Raw genomic sequence first — 20,182 nt, 5'->3', positions numbered from 1 at the left:
CTCTAGTCCGACAGCGTCGACGCCATCCGGCGCACCGCCTCCTCGACGAGGGCCGGTGAGGTCGCGAGGTTGAGCCGCACGAAGCCCCGGCCGGCGTCCGAGCCGTAGCGCGGCCCGGAGCCCAGGGCGACCCGTCCCCGCTCCCGGAAGACCTCGGCGGGGTCGTCGCCCAGCCCCAGGGCACGGCAGTCCAGCCAGGCGAGGTAGGTCGCCTCGGGGGGACGCCAGCGCACCTGCGGGAGATGCTCGGCGAGCAGGCCCCCGAGGAGGTCGCGGTTGGCGCCGAGCTCGGCGCGCAGCCGGTCCAGCCAGCCGAGGCCGTCGCGCATGGCGGCGACGTGCGCGATCTCGCCGAGGTGGGAGGAGCCGTGCGTGTGCACCTCGTGGAGGCGGGCGAGGTCGCCACGGGCCCGCGGCCCCGCGAGGACGACGGCCGACTTCAGCCCGGCGAGGTTCCAGCCCTTGGACGGCGAGAAGACCGCGAAGGCGTCCTCGGCACCCGGCACGGTGAGGTACGGCGTGAACGCCGGCCCGCCGGGCAGTACGAGCGGTGCGTGGATCTCGTCGGCGACGACCCGCACCCCGTACTCGGCGGCCGCGTCGGCCAGCGCCGCCAGCTCGGCGGGGGAGTGGACGGCCCCCGTCGGGTTCTGCGGGTTGCACAGGAGGTAGGCGGCCCGCTCGCCGCGGGCGGTGGCCTCCCCGAACGCGGCCCGCAGCGCCTCGGGGTCCAGCCGGCCCTGCGGGGTGAGCGGCGCCTCGACGCGTCGGCGGCCGATCGCCTCGAGGAAGCCGAAGAAGGCGTCGTAGACCGGCGGGGAGATCACGACGGGCCCGCCCTCGTCGGTGAGCAGCCGGAGGGTCTCGCTCGCGCCGATCATCACGTCGGTGACGACGAGCATCGAGGCCGGGTCGGGGGCCCATCCCCAGGCGGTCGAGACGTAGCGCGCGACCGCTGCGGCGTAGTCCGGCGCCCAGCCGTACCCGGTGTCGCCCCGGGCCATGGCGGCGGTCACCGCCTCGACGACGGCGGGGCACGGCGCCGCGTCCATCTCGGCCACCCACAGGGGGAGCACGTCCGGTGGGTAGGCCCGCCACTTCACGCTCGTGCGGTCACGGCGCAGCTCGGCCTCGCTCGCGCCGAGGATGGGAGTGCTCACCCGACCACCCTAGGTGGGTGTCGAGCGCCCGGACGCGCGCACCGCCTACAGTGACGGCCATGGTGGCGCAGGACTCCTCGGGGGCGGTGAGCACGCGTGTCCTGACCCTGCCGAACCTGCTCAGCGCGCTGCGTCTCGTCGGTGTGCCGGTCTTCCTCTGGGCCGTGCTCTCCGGGCACGACGCCCTGGCCATCGTCCTGCTCGCGGTCTCCGGGGCCACCGACTACCTCGACGGGCGGATCGCCCGCGCCTGGGGCCAGGAGTCCCGCCTCGGACAGCTCCTCGACCCGGTCGCGGACCGGCTCTACATCGCCTCGACCCTCTTCGGGCTGGCGGTGCGCGACGTCATCCCGTGGTGGGTCGTCGGGGTGCTCCTCGCCCGCGAGGCGTTCATGGGCGTCGTCGTCCTCGTCGCCAAGCGGCACGGCTGGCTGGGGCTGCCGGTCCACCTCACGGGCAAGGCCGCGACCTTCAACCTGCTCTACGCCTTCCCGCTGCTGCTCCTCGCCGACGGCGACTCGCCGGTGGCCCGGGTGGCCGAACCCATCGGGTGGGGGTTCGCCTGGTGGGGCATCGTCCTGTACTGGCTCGCCGGGTTGCTCTACGCCGCCCAGCTGCGCCGCCTCCTCGCGCACGAACGGACGGTCCTGGCATGACGGCCGCGTCGGGAGGTCGACGCCCCGACGCGTCGATGACGCTGATCCGCACGATGCTCGAGCGACCGCTGGACCCCGGCTACCAGGCGGCCGCGGACCGCCGGGCCGCGGCGGGCCTGCCTCGCTCGACGTCGCTGCGCGCGCCCCGGCTGCTGCTCGCGACGCTCGTCATGGGGCTCGCGGTGGGCGTGGCCGCCGCCAACCTCACCGCGAGCAACACGCCGCGCAGCACCGCCCGGAAGGACCTCGTGCGCGAGATCGAGGCGGGACGGGCCCAGGCCGACCGGCTGACCGCCCAGGCCCAGCGCCTGCAGGCGCAGGTGGCGGCGCTCGAGGCCGAGCAGCTGGCGTCCGTGGGCGCGGACACCACCCGCAGCCAGGAGATCTCCGAGGCCGTCGGCGCCGTGCCCCTCACCGGCCCGGGCCTCGTGCTCACCCTCGACGACTCCCCGGAGGCCGACAGCGCCGACGCCACGACGAGCGACCAGGCCGACGAGCAGCGGATCCTCGCCCGCGACCTGCAGTACGTCGTCAACGCCCTGTGGCAGTCGGGTGCCGAGGCGGTGAGCATCAACGGGAACCGGCTGACCTCGGTCTCGGCCATCCGGTTCGCCGGGTCGGCGCTCATCGTCGACTACCGACCCCTGGCCCGGCCCTACGTCGTCACCGCCCTCGGGGACCCCCAGGAGCTGCCGGGGCGGTTCGCCGACGGCGTCGGCGGCAGCTACGTCTCGGCCCTGCACAGCAACTTCGGCATCCGGGCCGACACCGAGGTCTCCGACGACCTGCGCGTGCCCGCCGCCGTCGGCCTGACGACCCGCTACGCGACGCCGTTGGATACTGGGGTGTCCCCGACGAGCGGGGCGACCAGCGACCCGGAGGACCCCTCGTCGTGATCCCTGCCATCGGACTCGCCCTCGGCATCGTCGTCGGGCTGCTGCTGCAGCCCGCGGTGCCGGTGTGGCTCCAGCCCTACCTGCCGATCGCCGTCATCGCGGCCCTCGACGCGGTCTTCGGCGCGGTCCGGGCGATCCTCGACGGCATCTTCAGCGACAAGGTGTTCGTCGTCTCCTTCCTCTCCAACGTCGTCGTCGCCGCGTTCATCGTCTTCCTCGGCGACAAGCTCGGGGTCGGCAGCCAGCTGTCCACCGGCGTCGTCGTCGTCCTCGGCGTGCGGATCTTCTCCAACGTCGCCTCCATCCGCCGCCACCTCTTCGACGCATGAGCCAGCCGGAGCGCGCGAGCACGAACCCCCCGACCGACGCCCGCCACGCGTGGGCCCGGCTGCGGCGTGCGGGCGCCCCGCGGCCGAGCAGGTCGAACCTGCTGGCCATGCTGCTCGCCGCGGCACTCGGCTTCGCGATCATCGCGCAGGTGCGCCAGACCTCGATCCAGGGGCTGGAGAACCTGCGCGAGGACGAGCTCGTGCGGATCTTCGCCGACGTCGACCAGGACGGCGACCGTCTCTCGCAGGAGGTGCGGGACCTGCAGTCCTCCCTCGAGCTGCTCGAGAGCCGGACGACAGGTGAGGAGGAGGCCCAGCGCGCGGCCCAGGAGCGGCTCGACGCCCTCGGCATCCTCGCCGGGACCGAGCCGGCCACCGGCCCCGGCATCGTGCTGCGCATCGCCGACCCGGAGCACGCGGTCGGTCAGATCCTTCTGCTCGACGCGATCCAGGAGCTGCGGGACGCCGGCGCCGAGGCCATCCAGGTCGGCGACGTGCGGGTGGCGGCCTCGACGTGGTTCGCCGACACCGACGAGGGCATCTCGGTCTCCGGCACGGAGGTCAGCCCTCCGTACGTCGTGCGCGCCATCGGCGACTCCGACACCCTCGCCGGCGCGATGCAGATCCCCGGCGGGGTGACGGCCACCGTCCGCCGGGTCGGCGCCGAGGCGACGGTCGACATCCGCGAGCGGGTCGACGTCGACGCGTTGCTCAGCGTCACCACGCCTCAGTACGCTCAACCGGTACCGACGAGCACCCCCTGACGCCACCGCGCGTCCCCGAGACAGGAGAGTCATGAGCGACCTCGAGTACCCCTCCGGCCTGCGCTACACCGCCGAGCACGAGTGGGTGCGCCCGGACGGCGACACGGTGCGGGTCGGGATCACCGCCTTCGCCCAGGAGGCCCTCGGGGACGTCGTCTACGTCACCCTCCCGGCGGTCGGGGATGCGGTCACCGCCGGCGACACCTGCGGCGAGGTCGAGTCGACGAAGTCGGTGAGCGACCTCTACGCCCCGGTGAGCGGTGAGGTGACGGCGGTCAACAGCGCGCTGGACGCCACGCCCGAGCTGGTCAACAGCGACCCGTACGGCGAGGGCTGGATGTACGAGCTGCGCCCGACCACGGCCGAGGACGTCGAGGCGCTCCTCGACGTCGAGGCCTACACCTCCCAGCTGTCCTGACCGGGGCGCGGGAAGCGCCCGGCAGGGGGTGGGCCTGCGGTGCCCCGGTGATCTAGGGTGGCGTGGGCGGCAGGTCACGACGAAGGGTGATGGAGCAGATGACTGGCGACGAGCGCGGCGAGGAGCAGCAGCCTGCGCCCGACCCCACGACGATGCGGCTGCAGGCCGTCGAGGGCGGTACCCGCAGCGAGCCCCAGGGCGAGGCCGAGCACGTCCTGACCAAGGCTGATCTGTCCACCGTCGAGGCCCTGCGGCCCGGGACGGCGCTGCTCGTCGTCCTGCGCGGCCCGAACACCGGCGCCCGCTTCCTGCTCGACGACGACGAGGTGATGGCGGGCCGGCACCCGGACAGCGACATCTTCCTCGACGACGTCACCGTCTCGCGCAAGCACGCCGTCTTCCGCCGTTCGGCCGGGACGTTCGTCGTCGAGGACGTCGGTTCGCTCAACGGCACCTACGTCAACCGGGACCTCGTCGACGAGGCGAGCCTCTCGACGGGCGACGAGGTGCAGATCGGCAAGTTCCGGCTCGTCTTCTACGCCAGCGCCGAGGACTGAGCGGGCGCGGGGGTGCCTGCCCGCACGATCGGGGCGGTGGTCCGCGAGCTCGTCGAGGAGTTCCCGGACGTCACCATCTCCAAGATCCGCTTCCTCGAGGCCGAGGGGCTGCTCACGCCCGAGCGGGCCCCCTCCGGCTACCGCCGCTACGGCCCGGACGACGTCGAGCGGCTGCGCTACGTCCTGCGCGCCCAGCGCGACCACTTCTGGCCGCTGCGGGTCATCAAGGAGGCCCTCGCTGCCGCTGACCGGGGGCTGGAGCCGGGCGGGCCGGACCACCCGCCGTGGGTGCCGGAGGCCGGGCCGGACCCGGACCTGCCCGACGCCGCGGCGGTCCGCGCCGGTCAGGCGCTGCGGGTCACCGCAGCCGAGCTGGGCCGGGCGAGCGGCCTGGAGCCCGCGGCCGTGGCCGAGCTCGTCGAGCACGGCCTGCTCGCGCCCGGCGGCGACGGCGGCTTCGACGTGCAGGCCCTGCGGGCCGCCCGGGCCGCCGCCGGCCTTGCCGGGTTCGGGCTCGAGGCGCGCCATCTGCGGGCGGTCCGGGTGGCCGTGGACCGTGAGCTCGGGCTCGCCGAGCAGGTGCTCGGGCCGCGCCGGGGGGAGGACGCCGAGCGGGCCACCGAGGAGGTCGCCCGGCTCCTCCTGGCACTGCACGCGGCCCTGTTGCGCAGTGCTCTCGAGCGACCGGAGTGAGGTCGGGTCGCCATCCTCGCGCGCCAGGCCCGCGGGGTACGGTGACGGTGTGAAGGTGATGGACGTCCTCGGGGTCCGCGTCGAGATGCCGAACAACCAGCCGATCGTCCTGCTCCGCGAGCGCGACGGCGGACGGTATCTGCCGATCTGGATCGGTGCCGCGGAGGCCACCGCGATCGCGTACGCCCAGCAGGGTGTCGTCCCGCCGCGACCGCTCACCCACGACCTGTTGCGCGCGGTCATCGACGACCTCGGCCACACCCTGACCCGGGTGCGCATCGTCGCCCTGCGCGACGGTGCCTTCCACGCCGTCCTCGCCATCGACGGCGGCGCCGGCAGCGGGGGAGCCGACGTCGACTCGCGCTCCTCGGACGCCATCGCCCTGGCCCTGCGTGCCGGCGCCGAGATCGTCGCCGAGGACACCCTGCTGGACGAGGCGGGCGTGGAGATGGCCGAGAACGAGGACGACGAGGTGGAGCGCTTCAAGGAGTTCCTCGACCAGGTCTCGGCCGACGACTTCGACACCGACCCCGAGTCCTGAGCGCCGGTCCCCGACACGCCCGGATGCGACACGCCGGGGGCGGTCGGGGCCTCGGTCGTTGACGCTGGTCACATCCGCCCCTAGCGTCACATCCGTCACAGACGTGGCCGGCAGAGTGACGCCGATGTCATTCGCGGGCGTAGAGTCGCTCGCAGCAGCCGGCATCACCAGGAGGTAGGCGTGGGCTCCACCGAACACGCGCGGCAGGGCACCACCCCCGTCGCCGCGCAGGGAATGCTGTTCGCCGACGACCTCCCCGAGCTCGACGACGAGGTGGGCTACCGCGGCCCGACCGCCTGCAAGGCGGCCGGCATCACCTACCGCCAGCTGGACTACTGGGCGCGCACCGGGCTCGTCGAGCCGTCGGTCCGCGCGGCAGGGGGCTCGGGCACCCAGCGGCTGTACGGGTTCCGCGACATCCTCGCGCTCAAGGTGGTCAAGCGGCTGCTCGACACCGGGGTCTCCCTCCAGCAGATCCGCGGCGCCGTCCAGGTGCTGCGCGAGCGCGGGGTCGAGGACCTCGCGGGCATCACCCTGATGAGCGACGGGGCCTCGGTGTACGAGTGCACCTCGAGCGACGAGGTCATCGACCTCCTCCAGGGCGGCCAGGGCGTCTTCGGCATCGCCGTCGGCAAGGTCTGGCGCGAGGTCGAGGGGACCCTCTCGGACCTGCCGAGCGAGCGCGCCGCCGACGAGGGCGGCGCCGAGGCGCTCCAGCCCGGGGACGAGCTCGGCGCCCGTCGGGCCGCCCGGCTGGCCTGATCCGCGTCCCGGGCGCGGCCCGGTCCCGGTGGTAGGTTGGCCCTCGCCGCCCATACCGCGCGGGAGAGTCCCCGGCATCCGTGCCGGGGCGCCGAAGGGGCAACACTCCCCAGAACCTCTCAGGCACCAGGGACCGCACGGTGCAGGCACCTCTGGAGGAGCGCGCCCGACAGAGGGGGAGGACGACCCTGCCGTCTGCCCCTGGAGGCCCTCCGTGAGCACCGCTGACCTTCCCGCGTTCGTCGCCCGCCACGTCGGTCCGCGCGAGGAGGAGCTCGCGGGGATGCTCGAGCGCGTGGGGCGCGACTCGCTCGAGGGGCTCCTCGACGCGGCGCTCCCCGCCGGCATCCGGCTCGAGGGACGCCTCGAGCTGCCGGCCGCGGCCTCGGAGCGGGCCGTGGTCGAGGAGCTGCGGGCGCGCGCGGTGCGCAACACCGTGCTCACCTCGCTCATCGGCCTCGGCTACTACGGCACGCTCACCCCGGCCGTCATCCAGCGCAACGTCCTGGAGAACCCCGCCTGGTACACCGCCTACACGCCCTACCAGCCGGAGATCTCCCAGGGGCGCCTCGAGGCCCTGCTGAACTTCCAGACCGTCGTCGCCGACCTCACCGCGCTGCCGACCGCCGGTGCCTCCCTGCTCGACGAGGGCACGGCGGCCGCGGAGGCGATGACGCTCATGCGGCGCGCGGCGAAGACGCCCGCCGACGCCGTGCTCCTCGTCGACGACGCGGTCTTCCCGCAGACGCTCGCGGTGGTCCGCACCCGTGCGCTGCCGCTCGGCATCGAGGTCGTCGTCGCCGACCTCACCACGGTCGACACCGCACAGGGGGTACGGGACGCCGCCGGGGGCCGCGACGTCTTCGGCGTGCTCGTCCAGTACCCGAGCGCCGACGGGGCACTGCGCGACCACAGCGCTCTGGCCCGAGCCGCGCACGAGGCGGGTGCACTGGTCACCGCCGCGGCCGACCTGCTCGCCCTGACGCTTGCCACCCCGCCGGGGGAGTGGGGCGCCGACGTCGCCGTCGGGACCACCCAGCGGTTCGGGGTGCCGATGGGCTTCGGCGGCCCGCACGCGGGCTACCTGAGCGTGCGCGCGGGGCTGGAGCGCACCCTGCCCGGGCGCCTCGTCGGGGTGTCGGTCGACGCCGAGGGCGCGCCGGCCTACCGGCTGGCGCTGCAGACCCGTGAGCAGCACATCCGGCGGGAGCGGGCCACGTCGAACATCTGCACCGCCCAGGTGCTCCTCGCGGTCATGGCGAGCATGTACGCCGTGTACCACGGCCCCGAGGGCCTGCGCGCGATCGCGCTGCGGACCCACGCCCACGCGCGGGCGCTCGCCGAGGCCCTGGCCGCCGGGGGCGTCGCCGTCGGTGACGCGCCGTTCTTCGACACCCTCACGCTGCACGTGCCGGGCCGGGCCGACGAGGTTCTCGCCGCGGCGCTCGCCGAGGGGGTCAACCTCTGGCGCCACGACGAGGACACCGTGTGGCTCAGCGTCGACGAGACCACCGACACCGTGGTCCTCGGGAAGGTCTGCCGGGCGCTCGGCGTCACTCCGCCGGGCGAGGTCGAGCTCACCGCCCCGGCCTGGCCGCAGGCGCTCGTGCGCACCTCGGGCTACCTCACCCACCCGGTGTTCTCCGCCTACCGCTCCGAGACGGCGATGCTGCGCTACCTGCGCCGGCTCGCCGACCGGGACTTCGCCCTCGACCGGGGGATGATCCCCCTCGGCTCGTGCACGATGAAGCTCAACGCGACGAGCGAGATGGTGGCCGTCACCTGGCCGGAGTTCGCCGACCTGCACCCGTTCGCGCCGGCCGGCCAGACCCGCGGCATCCGTGACCTCGTCGAGGAGCTGTCGGGGTGGCTGTGCGAGCTCACCGGCTACGACGCGTGCTCGCTGCAGCCGAACGCCGGTTCGCAGGGAGAGCTCTCCGGGCTGCTGGCCATCGCCGCCTACCACCGCGCCAACGGCGAGGAGGCCCGCCGGGTCTGCCTCATCCCGAGCAGCGCGCACGGCACGAACGCGGCGAGCGCGGTCATGGCAGGGATGACGGTGGTCGTCGTCGGCACCGACCCGGTGAGCGGCAACGTCGACCTCGCCGACCTGCGCGCCAAGGTCGAGCAGTACCGGGACACGTTGGCGGCGATCATGGTCACCTACCCCTCGACGCACGGGGTGTTCGAGGACACCATCACCGAGCTGTGCGCCCTGGTCCACGACGCGGGCGGGCAGGTCTACGTCGACGGGGCCAACCTCAACGCCCTGCTCGGGCTGGCCGAGCCCGGCCGGTTCGGCGCCGACGTCTCGCACCTGAACCTGCACAAGACCTTCTGCATCCCGCACGGCGGCGGGGGCCCGGGGGTGGGCCCGGTGGCCTGTCGCGAGCACCTCGCGCCGTTCCTGCCGAACCACCCGCTGGACCCCCAGGCGGGGCCGTCGACCGGCGTGGGGCCGGTCTCGGCGGCGCCCTTCGGGTCGGCGAGCATCCTGCCGGTCTCCTGGGCCTACGTCCGCCTCATGGGTGGCGCCGGGCTGACCCGGGCGACCCAGGTGGCGGTGCTCAGCGCCAACTACGTCGCCGCCCGGCTGCGTGAGCACTACCCGGTGCTCTACGCCGGCGCCGAGGGCCTCGTCGCCCACGAGTGCATCCTCGACCTGCGCGGCATCACCAAGGACACCGGGGTCACCGTCGACGACGTCGCCAAGCGGCTCGTCGACTACGGCTTCCACGCACCGACGATGTCCTTCCCGGTCGCGGGCACGCTCATGGTCGAGCCCACCGAGAGCGAGGACCTCGCCGAGCTCGACCGGTTCTGCGACGCGATGGTCGCCATCCGCGCGGAGGTCGACGAGGTCGCCTCGGGTGCCGTGACCCTGGGCGAGAGCGTCCTGCGCAACGCCCCGCACACGGCCGCCTCGCTCGCGGGCCCGTGGGAGCACCCCTACGACCGGCACACGGCGGCCTACCCGGCGGGCGTGGACCCGACGGCGAAGTACTGGCCTCCGGTACGGCGGATCGACGGCGCCTACGGCGACCGGCATCTCGTGTGCTCGTGCCCGGCGCCGGAGGCCTTCGAGGAGTGAGGCCGCTCAGGCCGCGGGGGTGACGCCCGCGACCCGAACCGCGACGGTGCTGCCCGCGGACCCCTTGGTGACGACGACCTGGTGCCCGATCCGGGCGCGCAGGTCGGGGACGTGGCTGACCACGCCGACCGCCCGGCCTCCCTCGCGCAGTCCGTCGAGCACCCCGACCACCTGGTCGAGGCTGTCCTCGTCGAGGCTGCCGAAGCCCTCGTCGACGAAGAGGGTGCCGAGGTCGAGACCCCCGGCCTCCTCGCGGACGGCGTCGGCCAGCCCGAGGGCCAGCGCCAGCGAGGCCATGAACGACTCGCCGCCGGAGAGGGTGGCGGTGTCGCGCACCCGGCCGGTCCACTGGTCGAGCACTCGCAGGCCGAGCCCGGAGCGCGCACCCCGGGCGGCCCGGTCGTCGCTGTGCTCGAGGAGGTAGCGGCCGGAGCCCATGACCGCGAGGCGCTCGTTGGCCAGGGCCGCGACCTTCTCCAGGCGCGCAGCGAGGACGAAGGAGGTCAGGCGCATGCGCAGGGTGTTCTCGCCGCCGGTGCCGCCCACCGCGTCGGCCAGCTCGCGCACCCGGGCATGACGCCCGGTGAGCTCGGCCAGCCCCCGACAGTGCTCTTCGAGCCGAGGGCGCAGCCGGTCGACGGCGCGGGCGGCGCGGGTGAGCGCCTCGTGCTGCGAGGAGCCCTCGAGGACGAGACGCCGAGCGGCGGTGTGCGCCGCCGCGAGAGCCTCGAGGTCGGGCGCCTGCCCGGCGAGCGCGGCGTCGACCTCGGGCTCGGCGAGGACGGCCGTGGCCGCGGCGACCGCGCGCTCGTGCCCGAGGACGGCGTCGCGCAGCCGGTCGGCCTCGGGCGCGGGCAGCAGCGCGTCGCGGGCGGCGTCGGCGTCGGGGAAGCCGGCCTCGGCCAGGGCGCCCGCGAGGTCGTCCTGGGCCCCGGCCAGGCGTGAGCGCGCCGCGGTGACCGCGGCCTCGGCCCGCGCGAGCCCGGTCAGCACGGCGGCCACCTCGCGGTGCCGGGCCGGGTCGCTGCCACCGCAGGGGCAGCCGTCGTGGGCCGCCACCGCCGCCGCGAGCCGTGAGCCGACGTCCTCGGCCTGCTCGCCGAGGGCCCGGACCTGCTCGCCCAGGGACTCCAGCGTGCTGGTGGCCTGCTCGTGGGCGGCGGTCACCCGGTCGGCCTCGGCGCGCAGCCGGGCCCGGGTGGACTCGGCCTCGACGAGGTGGTGCTCGGCCGCCCGCGCGGCCTCGAGCGCGGCCCGACGCTCGGCGAGCCGGGCGCGCAGGCCCTCGCCGGTGGCGCCGCCGAGCACCTCCTCGCGCGTACGGACGGCGGCGAGCAGGTCCCGGACGGCGCCCTCGGTGTGGTCCACCTCGACGCGAGCGTGCTCGACGGCGTCCTGCGCCGCCGCGAGCTGCTCGGGGGAGACCGGGTCGGCGGCGACCGCGGGGTCGGGATGCTCGGCGGCCCCGCAGACCGGGCAGGGCGTGCCGGGCTCGAGCCGGTCGGCGAGCTCGGCGGCCATGCCCTCGAGCCGCCTGTGCTGCAGCTCGATCAGCTGCCCGAGCAGCCCGGAGAGCCGCTCCCGGCCGGCGAGGAGGGCGGGCTCGAGGGCGGCGGCCCGGGCGGCGTCGGCGTCGGCCTCGGCGAGCAGGCCCAGGCGGTGCTCGACCTCCTCGACGGCGGCGGCGAGGTCGGTGGCGCGGGCGGCCTCGGCGGCGACCGCGGTGGCGGTCTCTCCGGCCTGCTCCGCGGCGGAGCGGGCGGCGGGCAGCTCCTCGGCGAGCCCTGCCTGCTGCGCCTCGAGCCGGTCGCGCCGAGTGAGGAGGCCCTCGAGCGAGGTGGCGAGCTCTCGGGCGGTGAGCGTGAGCCGGTCGACCTCGCCGGCCGCGTCGTCGAGCGAGCCCGCCCGCTCGGCGAGCACCGCAGGCTCGTCACCGCAGGGGTCGACCCCGAGGGCGGTGGCGGCCGCCCGCCGGGACTCGGCCTCGGCGGCCTCGGTGCGCACCTCCTCGCGTGCGCGCTCCAGGGCCGCGAGGTGGCCGCGCAGGGCGGCCGCTTGCTCGCACGCCGCGAGCCGCGCTGCCCGCTCCCGGTGGGCCTGCTCGGCGGTGGCCAGCTCGGCGAGGGCGGCGGTGGCCTGCTCGCCGCGCCGACGATGGCCGAGCAGCTCGCGGCCGGTGGCCAGAGCCTGGTGGGCCGCGGCCTCGGTCGCCTCGAGTGCGTCGAGCTCGGTGACCGACGCGGTGACCCGGTCGCCGAGCCGGGTGGCGATCTCGGCCAGCCGTCGAGGAAGCATCTCCGGCGCCGGGTCGCCCACCACGAGCTCGGGATCGGCCGTGGCGAGGGCCTCGAGCGCGTCGGCGAGCCGGAGCAGGTCGTGCTCGAGCTCGGCGCCCGCCGCCTCCAGCGCCGCCACGGTCTCCCGCCGGGTGTCGGCCAGCCACTGTTCGACGTCGCTGAAGACCCCGATGTCGAACAGTCTCTGGAGCAGCTCACGGCGGGCCTCGGGCTCGGCCCGTAGGAAGGTCGCGAACTCGCCCTGGGGGAGGAGGACGACGGTGGCGAACTGCTGCATCCCCATCCCGAGCAGGTCGGCGACGACGTCGGCCACCTCGTCGTGCCGGGTGCTCACGGCCTCCCAGCCACTCCCACGCCGCTCCTCGAGGACGACGGCCGCCGGCACCCGGGTCGTGCCGGTCCCCCGGCGCTTGGGGCGCTGCCACTCGGGGGAGCGGGTCAGCCGCAGCCGACGCCCGGAGACGGTGAGCTCGAGGACGACCTCGGGAGGCGTCTCGGGCGAGGCGTGGTCCGAGCGCAGCCCCCGGCGCGAGCGCGAGCCCGGGACGTCGGCGTACAGGGCGAAGCAGATGGCGTCGAGCAGGCTCGTCTTGCCCGACCCGGTCGGGCCGTGGACCAGGAAGAGACCGGCGGCAGAGGCGGCATCGAGGTCGACGACGGCACGCTCGGCGAACGGCCCGAAGGCCTGCAGCTCGAGCCGGTGCAGGATCACGCCGCGCCCGCCCCGGCGGTGCGCGCGCCGCCCTCGTCGTCGGCGAGCCCGCGGGCCACCCGGGCCGCGGTGAGCGCCTCGGTGAGGAGCGCGCGCTCCTCGTCGTCCGCGGCCCGCCCGCCGCGGACGTGACCGAGGAAGTCGCAGCAGACCTCGAGCGTCGAGGCGGCCCGCACCCGCTCGGCGTAGGGCCGTAGCGGCGCGACGGCCCCCTCGGGCTCGAAGCGCAGCTCGAGGGTGTGCGGGAAGCGGCGCCGCAGACGCTCCATCGCGCCGAGGGGGCGGGTGGCGTCGGTGAGCGTCACCTGGCACCAGGAGCCTTCGGCACCCCCGTGGCGCGGGTCGGCCAGCAGGTCCTCGAGCCGGCCGCGCAGCACCGCGAGCGGGCGGTGCACGGGTGCGTCGACCTCCTCGACGACGGGGTGCTCGCCGGCGAGGTCGACGAGCAGGCCCCCCTTGCGCTGGCGCCACTCGCCGAAGGACATCGCGAGCGGAGAGCCGCTGTAGCGGACCGACTCGGTGACCCGCTGGCGCCCGTGGAGGTGGCCAAGGGCGGCGTAGTCGACGTCGGCGAACACGTCGGCGGGGACGGCTGCGACGCCACCGACGGCGATGTCGCGCTCGGAGTCGCTCGAGAGCGCACCGGAGACGAACGCGTGGGCCATGACGACCGTGCGGCCGGGCCGGCGTGCGGCGTCGGCGCGCACCCGGCCCATCGCGGCTCGCAGCACCGCCTCGTGGGTGCGCTCCGCAGCGCCGAGGGTGTCGGCGGTCAGCGCCGGCTCGAGGTAGGGGAGGGGGTGGACGGCGACGTCGCCGAGGAGGACCGGTCGACCGATGTCGGCCACCGAGGCGCGGATGTGGACCCCGGAGCGCTCGAGCAGGCCGGCGGCGAAGCCGAGGCGGGTCGCGGAGTCGTGGTTGCCCGTGGAGAGGACGACCGCGGCGCCGGTGTCGACGATGCGCTCGAGGGTCTGGGAGAGCAGGGCCACGGTGTCCGGCGCGGGCATCGCCCGGTCGTAGACGTCGCCGCTGACGAGGACCGCGTCGACCCGCTCGCCGCGGACGACCTCGACGAGGTGGTCGAGGTGCTCGGCCTGGGCACCGAGCAGCCCGACCCCGTGGAACGAGCGCCCGAGGTGCCAGTCGGAGGTGTGGAGCAGCCGCACGGGTCCCACGCTAGGAGAACCCACCGACGCAGCCCGGGACCGAAACGCGTCGCCGGCTACCACGCCGCCTCCCGATGTGGTTGGTTGTCGTCATGGGAGCCGAGGTCAGCGCGCAGAGCTACACGCGCGAACAGCGTCAGCGCTACCGGGAGAAGGTCCGCCAGAACCTCGACGTCTTCGAGCGGATGCTCACCCAGAGCAGCTTCGCCTTCGACCGGCCGATGACCGGGCTGGAGATCGAGCTCAACCTCGTCGACGGGCAGCAGCAGCCGCACTTCCACAACGAGGAGGTCCTCGCGGCGATCGCCGACCCCGGCTACCAGACCGAGCTGGCGCGCTACAACATCGAGCTCAACGTGCCGCCCCGGCCACTCCCGGGCGACGCGGCGCTCGAGCTCGAGGAGGACCTGCGCTCCAGCCTGAACGCCGCGGACGAGGCGGCGGGAGAGGTCGGGTCCAAGATCGTCGCCATCGGCATCCTGCCGACGATCATGCCCGAGCACTACGAGGGCGACTGGATCAGCGAGAACAACCGCTACACGGCCCTGAACGACTCCATCGTCCTGGCCCGCGGTGAGGACGTCTACCTCGACATCGAGGGCCCGACGGGGGAGCGGGTCGCGACCTACTGCAGCTCCATCGCCCCCGAGTCCGCGTGCACCTCGGTCCAGCTGCACCTGCAGGTCGCGCCGCACGAGTTCGCCCAGCACTGGAACGCCGCCCAGGCTCTCTCCTCGGTGCAGCTCGCGCTCGCCGCCAACAGCCCCTACTTCTTCGGCAAGCGGCTGCACGCCGAGACGCGCGTCGAGCTGTTCAGCCAGGCCACGGACACCCGTCCGGTGGAGCTGAAGAACCAGGGGGTCCGGCCGCGGGTGTTCTTCGGCGAGCGGTGGATCACCTCGATCTTCGACCTGTTCGAGGAGAACGTCCGCTACTTCCCGACCCTCCTCGCGGAGATCACCGACGAGGACCCGATGGCCAAGCTCGAGGCGGGCATCGCGCCCGAGCTCGGCGAGCTGCGGCTGCACAACGGGACGGTCTACCGGTGGAACCGCCCGATCTACGACATCGTCGGGGGCACGCCTCACCTACGGGTCGAGAACCGCGTGCTGCCGGCGGGGCCGACGATCGCCGACGTGCTGGCCAACGCGGCCTTCTACTACGGGGCGGTGCGGATGCTCGCCGCCGCCGACCGGCCGGTGTGGACGAAGATGAGCTTCGCGGCGTGCGAGGAGAACTTCCGCCAGGCCGCCCGCGACGGGATGGACGCGCGGATCTACTGGCCCGGCTACGGCGAGGTGCCCGCCGACGAGCTGGTCCTGCGCCACCTGCTGCCGCTGGCCCACGAGGGCCTGCGTGCGTGGGGGGTCTCCGACGCGGTCCGCGAGCGCTACCTCGGCATCATCGAGGGCCGCGCGCGCAGCGGCGTCAACGGCGCCGAGTGGCAGACCCGCACCGTCGAGCACCTCGAGGGCGAGGGGGTCGAACGCCGTGAGGCGCTGCGCCGGATGCTCGCGCGGTACGCCGAGCTCATGGACGCCAACGAGCCGGTGCACACCTGGCCGCTGCCCTGACCCGACACCCCGGGGGGTGTCCGTCCTCGTCGGTGGCGGGGATGGAAGGATGGGGGAGTGCCCCGGTACGTCGCCTTCCTCCGCGCCGTGAACGTCGGCGGCCGGTTCGTGCGGATGGCCGACCTGCGTGGCGCTCTCGAGGACGCCGGCTTCGGGCGGGTCGAGACCCACATCCAGTCGGGCAACGTGCACGTGACCAGCCGGCGACGCTCGCCGCAGGCGGTCGCCGGGGAGCTGACCGAGGTGCTCTCGCGGTGGGCGGGCTTCGAGATCCCGGCCATCGTGCGGACCCCGGCCCAGCTGCACGCCCTCCTCGAGGAGGCCGACGCACTCGGGCCGCTGCTGCCGGGCGGGGGAGCCCGGTACCTCGCGCTCGCCGACGGTGACGTGCCCGAGGAGGCGGCCGAGGTCCTCGCGGGCTGGCCGCGCGCGGGGGAGGCCGCCCGGGCGCTCACCGGCGCGGTGCTCGCCGAGCTGGGGGTGGACTTCCACCGCTCCACCCTGACCAACGCCCGGATCGAACGGATCACGGGCCTCACCACGACCTGGCGCGGCATCGACGTGGTCCGCGCGGTCGACGACAGATGGGGAGAAGGATGACCCAGGAGCACACCGGCGGGACCGGCACCGGCCACCGCAGCGTGTCGATGACCCGGCTGGAGAAGGGCCTCTACGAGGTGCGCAACCCGCGCGGCGGGACGATCCGCTGTGGCGGTGGTGGGGAGAGCGAGGACTTCACCCCGGTCGAGCTCCTCCTCACCGCGATGGCCGCCTGCGGTGGCTCGGACGTGGACTGGATGACGAGCCGGCTCGCCGAGCCGGAGGTCTTCGAGCTCGTCGCCGAGGGTGAGAAGACCAAGGACGACGCCGGCAACCACCTGACCGACCTCGTCGTCACCTTCCGGGTGCGCTTCCCCGAGGGCGCCGACGGCGACCGGGCGCGCGAGCGGCTGCCGAGCGCGATGGCGCGCAGCCACGACCGGCTGTGCACCGTGACCCAGACGATCACCCGGGGCACGCCCGTCGAGGTGACGCTCGAGGAGGTCTGAGCCCGCGCGCCGCGGCCCGGTCTGGCACCCTGGGCCGATGGCGCGCTACCTCGACGTCCACCCGGTCGACCCGCAGCCCCGGGCCATCGCCCAGACCGTGGCCGTGCTCGACGGGGGAGGCCTGCTGGCCTACCCGACCGACTCCGGCTATGCGCTCGGGGCGCGGATGGGCGACGCCCAGGCCAAGGAGCGCATCCGCGCCGTCCGGCGGCTCGACGACCGCCACCACTACACCCTGGTTTGCCGCGACTTCGCCCAGCTCGGCCAGCTCGTGCACGTCGACAACCACGTCTTCCGTGCGGTCAAGGCGGCCACGCCGGGCCCGTACACGTTCATCCTGCCGGCGACCCACGAGGTACCGCGGCGGCTGCTGCACCCGAAGAAGCGCACCGTCGGGGTGCGGATCCCCGAGCACGCCGTGGTGCGGGCGCTGCTCGCCGAGCTCGGCGAGCCCCTGCTGTCCTCGACGCTCATCCTGCCGGGCGAGCAGGAGCCGATGACCGACGGCTGGTCGGTCAAGGAGGCGCTCGACCACGTCGTCGACATCGTCCTGGACTCGGGGGAGTGCGGGCTGGAGCCGACGACCGTCGTCGACTTCACCCTGGGCGAGCCGACCGGCGAGGTGGTGCGCCAGGGCGCCGGGCCGTGGCCGGTGCGCTGAGGTGTCTCGCGCCCCGGCGCCGGTGAGCCGTCCGGCGCCGGGGCGCGGCCTCGGTGGTCTGCCGCGCGCGGCTCGAGGGGGAGGACAGGCGGCACCGCGTCGGTGCCGGCGGCCGCGGGGCGGGTTCCACCTGATGCCACGGTAGGAGCCGCTCGGTCAGGGCGTCACCAGCACGGTGTCAGGACTCGGTAACGGTCCGGTCAGGGCCCGTCCACCCGGAAACGCACCCCCGGGCTGCGCGCTCCAGGGGCCGGTCCCGCGTGGTCGGGCCAGGTCAGCCGCGGCGTGGGGGAGTGCGGCGAGGCCGGCCGGGTGAACGCCCAGGGGAGCCTGGGTGACGCCGCGATGTTGCACAGACGAAACACGGATAGGCGTGACCTGTGCGGTGGTGACCCCTAGGGTGCAGCCATGAACACGCGCCGAATGACCATCTTCCTCGCCGGCGGGACTCTCGCTCTCACCACCTCCGCCTGCGCCACCGAGACGACGACGACCGAGAGCGGTGCCAACGTCATCAAGGACGGGACGCTCACGGTCTGCACCTCGCTGCCCTACGAGCCGTTCGAGTTCGAGAAGGGCAACGAGATCGTCGGGTTCGACATGGACCTGGTCAAGAAGGTCGCCGACGCCAACGACCTGGACATGTCCATCGTCGTCACCGGCTTCGAGGGCATCCAGTCCGGTCAGGCGCTCAACTCCGGCAAGTGCGACATCGCCGCCGCAGGCATGACGATCACCGACGAGCGGGCCAAGGTCATCGACTTCACCGACCCGTACTTCGACGCCACCCAGGCGCTGCTCACCAAGGACAAGTCCCTGGACTCCCTGGAGTCGCTGGACGGCAAGACCCTCGGGGTGATGACGGGCACGACCGGCGAGATGTACGCCAAGGAGAACGCCCCCGACGGGGTGACCCTGAAGTCGTTCGAGAACCTCGGCCTGCAGACCTCCGCGGTCAAGAGCGGGCAGATCGACGCCATCATCCAGGACAACGGTCCGCTGCTCGACTACGCGAACAAGAACTCCGACACCTTCGTGACCGCCGAGTTCGACACCGGTGAGCAGTACGGCTTCGCGGTGAAGAAGGACAGCAACGCCGACCTGCTGGACTCGGCGAACACGGTCATCGCCGACTCCAAGAGTGACGGCAGCTACGACGAGATCTACGAGAAGTGGTTCGGTCAGGCGCCCGACTCGAGCGACAGCTGAGCACCCCGGAACCCGCCGAGCGACGTCGAAGGACGAGGACCGCCATGGCCACGAGCCCACGTCAGCGTGCCCAGTTCAGCCGTGGCGTCCAGTACGCCGTACTCGCCGTCCTCCTCCTGGTCATCGTCCTCACGGCCGACTGGGGGACCTTGAAGGACCAGTTCTTCAACGGTGAGATTCTCCCGCAGCTGTTCCCGACGATCTTCACGACGGCGCTGAAGAACACCGTCCTCTACACTGCCTGCGCGTTCGTCTTCGGCCTGCTGCTCGGGCTGGGGCTGGCTCTCATGCGGCTGTCCTCGGTGGGCCCGTACCGGTGGCTGGCGACGACGTTCATCGAGTTCTTCCGGGGCGTGCCGGCGCTGATCGTCTTCATCGGGTTCTACTACGGCCTGCCGGTGGCCTTCCCGGGACGTGTCCTTCCCGGGGGCACGCTCGGGGTGGTCACCGTGGCGCTGGGCCTCGTGGGCGCGGCGTACATGGCCGAGACCATCCGCGCCGGGATCCAGGCGGTTCCCAAGGGCCAGATGGAGGCGGCCCGCTCGCTCGGGATGCGTCACAGCCGGGCGATGCTCTCGATCGTCATCCCGCAGGCCTTCCGGATCATCCTGCCGCCCCTGACCAACGAGCTCATCCTGCTGACCAAGGACTCCTCCCTGGTGTACGTCATCGGCCTCAGCCTCGCCGACAGCGAGCTGACCGACTTCGGGCGGCGAAACCTCTCGCAGTTCGTCAACCTCACGCCCTTGTTCGCCGTCGCGCTGAGCTACCTGATCATCACCGTCCCGCTGTCCATCGTCGTGCGGCGCATGGAGGCCCGAGCCGAGAGGGCGCGCTGATGTCCGAGACCGACATCGACAGGTCCGCGCACGCGATCGACGTGCAGGAGCTGCACAAGTACTTCGGCGAGAACCAGGTGCTCAAGGGGATCGACTTCGAGGTCGACGCCGGGCAGGTGGTCTGCGTCATCGGGCCCTCCGGGTCCGGCAAGTCCACGCTGCTGCGCTGCGTCAACCGCCTCGAGGAGCCGACGTCGGGGAAGATCTTCGTCGAGGGGGTCGAGGTCACCGACCCCGACGTCGATCTCGACCTTCTGCGCAGCCGGATCGGGATGGTCTTCCAGCAGTTCAACCTCTTCCCGCACCTGACCGTCATGGACAACCTGACGATCGCCCAGACCAAGGTCAAGAAGCGGCGCAAGGACGAGGCGGTGCAGATCGCGCGGAGCAACCTGGAGAAGGTCGGACTCGCCAACCGGGAGGACGCCTACCCGGCGCACCTGTCCGGCGGGCAGCAGCAGCGCATCGCGATCGCGCGTGCGCTGTCGATGTCTCCCGACCTCATGCTCTTCGACGAGCCCACGTCCGCGCTCGACCCCGAGCTCGTCGGCGACGTCCTCGGCGTCATGAAGGACCTCGCCAAGGAGGGCATGACGATGATGGTCGTCACCCACGAGATGGGCTTCGCCCGCGAGGTGGGGGACAAGCTGGTCTTCATGGACGGCGGCGTCATCGTCGAGCAGGGCGACCCCGTCGAGGTCCTCGCCGACCCCCGCGAGCAGCGCACGCAGGCCTTCTTGTCCAAGGTCCTCTGAGGGGGCCCGCGGCCGCCGGAACCCGCGGCCATCTCGGGAGGTGGGTCGGG

General features: G+C 73.7%; 20 protein-coding genes and 1 riboswitch. Of the genes, 17 read left to right on the top strand and 3 right to left on the bottom strand.

The features are described 5' to 3' along the window. Positions 1-2 precede the first annotated feature (2 nt). The gene (locus G8D98_RS02300) at positions 3-1,160 is read right to left on the bottom strand and encodes a MalY/PatB family protein (protein WP_229661696.1); all 1,158 of its coding nucleotides are present in this window, start codon (positions 1,158-1,160) and stop codon (positions 3-5) included. A gap of 59 nt (positions 1,161-1,219) precedes the next feature. Between G8D98_RS02300 and clsA the strand changes: the two genes are divergently transcribed. The 10 genes from clsA (at position 1,220) to gcvP (ending at position 9,867) form a co-directional block, all read left to right on the top strand. Then, positions 1,220-1,816 (top strand): cardiolipin synthase ClsA, encoded by a 597-nt coding sequence (gene clsA / locus G8D98_RS02295; protein ID WP_166098487.1) that lies wholly within the window; start codon positions 1,220-1,222, stop codon positions 1,814-1,816. After that, positions 1,813-2,712, top strand: coding sequence for a DUF881 domain-containing protein (locus tag G8D98_RS02290; protein WP_166098484.1), 900 nt, complete (start codon positions 1,813-1,815; stop codon positions 2,710-2,712). Before clsA ends, G8D98_RS02290 begins: the two co-directional genes overlap by 4 nt. Continuing rightward, entirely contained in the window at positions 2,709-3,041 is a 333-nt protein-coding gene (locus G8D98_RS02285) for a small basic family protein (RefSeq protein ID WP_166098481.1), read from the top strand. The genes G8D98_RS02290 and G8D98_RS02285 overlap by 4 nt, the downstream gene beginning before the upstream one ends. Further along, on the top strand, positions 3,038-3,805 hold the full coding sequence (locus tag G8D98_RS02280; RefSeq protein WP_166098478.1) for a DUF881 domain-containing protein: 768 nt from the start codon (positions 3,038-3,040) through the stop codon (positions 3,803-3,805). Before G8D98_RS02285 ends, G8D98_RS02280 begins: the two co-directional genes overlap by 4 nt. 31 nt (positions 3,806-3,836) lie before the next feature. Beyond that, on the top strand, positions 3,837-4,223 hold the full coding sequence (gene gcvH / locus G8D98_RS02275) for a glycine cleavage system protein GcvH (protein WP_166098475.1): 387 nt from the start codon (positions 3,837-3,839) through the stop codon (positions 4,221-4,223). 98 nt (positions 4,224-4,321) lie between these two features. After that, the gene (locus G8D98_RS02270; protein ID WP_166098924.1) at positions 4,322-4,780 is read left to right on the top strand and encodes an FHA domain-containing protein; all 459 of its coding nucleotides are present in this window, start codon (positions 4,322-4,324) and stop codon (positions 4,778-4,780) included. A gap of 12 nt (positions 4,781-4,792) precedes the next feature. Further along, positions 4,793-5,473 carry a transcriptional regulator FtsR gene (ftsR, locus tag G8D98_RS02265; RefSeq protein WP_166098473.1) on the top strand — a complete coding sequence of 227 codons (681 nt, stop codon included), beginning with the start codon at positions 4,793-4,795 and terminating at the stop codon, positions 5,471-5,473. Between the two features lie 49 nt (positions 5,474-5,522). Next, the gene (locus tag G8D98_RS02260) at positions 5,523-6,014 is read left to right on the top strand and encodes a bifunctional nuclease family protein (protein ID WP_166098471.1); all 492 of its coding nucleotides are present in this window, start codon (positions 5,523-5,525) and stop codon (positions 6,012-6,014) included. Between the two features lie 234 nt (positions 6,015-6,248). Further along, positions 6,249-6,776: a MerR family transcriptional regulator gene (locus G8D98_RS02255; protein WP_166098921.1), complete on the top strand. Its 528-nt coding sequence runs from the start codon at positions 6,249-6,251 to the stop codon at positions 6,774-6,776. 50 nt (positions 6,777-6,826) lie between these two features. Continuing rightward, positions 6,827-6,922: riboswitch (glycine riboswitch) on the top strand. 68 nt (positions 6,923-6,990) lie between these two features. Beyond that, a complete protein-coding gene (gcvP, locus tag G8D98_RS02250; RefSeq protein WP_166098469.1) occupies positions 6,991-9,867 on the top strand; it encodes an aminomethyl-transferring glycine dehydrogenase in 2,877 nt (958 codons plus the stop codon). Positions 9,868-9,873: 6 nt separating this feature from the next. Here gcvP and G8D98_RS15595 read toward each other — a convergent pair whose 3' ends face one another. Continuing rightward, entirely contained in the window at positions 9,874-12,876 is a 3,003-nt protein-coding gene (locus G8D98_RS15595) for an AAA family ATPase (protein WP_166098466.1), read from the bottom strand. After that, on the bottom strand, positions 12,873-14,045 hold the full coding sequence (locus G8D98_RS02240; protein ID WP_166098464.1) for an exonuclease SbcCD subunit D: 1,173 nt from the start codon (positions 14,043-14,045) through the stop codon (positions 12,873-12,875). Before G8D98_RS02240 ends, G8D98_RS15595 begins: the two co-directional genes overlap by 4 nt. A 92-nt stretch (positions 14,046-14,137) precedes the next feature. Between G8D98_RS02240 and G8D98_RS02235 the strand changes: the two genes are divergently transcribed. From G8D98_RS02235 to G8D98_RS02205, 7 genes are all read left to right on the top strand, one after another. Next, positions 14,138-15,619, top strand: coding sequence for a glutamate-cysteine ligase family protein (locus G8D98_RS02235; protein ID WP_166098462.1), 1,482 nt, complete (start codon positions 14,138-14,140; stop codon positions 15,617-15,619). 57 nt (positions 15,620-15,676) lie between these two features. Next, on the top strand, positions 15,677-16,219 hold the full coding sequence (locus G8D98_RS02230) for a DUF1697 domain-containing protein (protein ID WP_166098459.1): 543 nt from the start codon (positions 15,677-15,679) through the stop codon (positions 16,217-16,219). Then, positions 16,216-16,668 (top strand): OsmC family protein, encoded by a 453-nt coding sequence (locus tag G8D98_RS02225; protein WP_166098456.1) that lies wholly within the window; start codon positions 16,216-16,218, stop codon positions 16,666-16,668. Before G8D98_RS02230 ends, G8D98_RS02225 begins: the two co-directional genes overlap by 4 nt. A 37-nt stretch (positions 16,669-16,705) precedes the next feature. Beyond that, positions 16,706-17,329 (top strand): L-threonylcarbamoyladenylate synthase, encoded by a 624-nt coding sequence (locus G8D98_RS02220; protein ID WP_166098454.1) that lies wholly within the window; start codon positions 16,706-16,708, stop codon positions 17,327-17,329. 408 nt (positions 17,330-17,737) lie between these two features. Beyond that, complete coding sequence (locus G8D98_RS02215) at positions 17,738-18,538, top strand: transporter substrate-binding domain-containing protein (RefSeq protein WP_166098452.1); 801 nt, start codon at positions 17,738-17,740, stop codon at positions 18,536-18,538. A gap of 44 nt (positions 18,539-18,582) precedes the next feature. Beyond that, complete coding sequence (locus G8D98_RS02210; RefSeq protein ID WP_166098450.1) at positions 18,583-19,377, top strand: amino acid ABC transporter permease; 795 nt, start codon at positions 18,583-18,585, stop codon at positions 19,375-19,377. Then, the gene (locus G8D98_RS02205; RefSeq protein WP_166098448.1) at positions 19,377-20,132 is read left to right on the top strand and encodes an amino acid ABC transporter ATP-binding protein; all 756 of its coding nucleotides are present in this window, start codon (positions 19,377-19,379) and stop codon (positions 20,130-20,132) included. The genes G8D98_RS02210 and G8D98_RS02205 overlap by 1 nt, the downstream gene beginning before the upstream one ends. Positions 20,133-20,182: the final 50 nt, after the last annotated feature.

The sequence above is a fragment of the Phycicoccus endophyticus genome (genome assembly GCF_011326735.1).
Taxonomy (GTDB): domain Bacteria; phylum Actinomycetota; class Actinomycetes; order Actinomycetales; family Dermatophilaceae; genus Phycicoccus; species Phycicoccus endophyticus.
The sequence above is the reverse complement of the archived record's forward strand: the minus strand, read 5'-3'. Positions and strand labels throughout refer to the sequence as shown.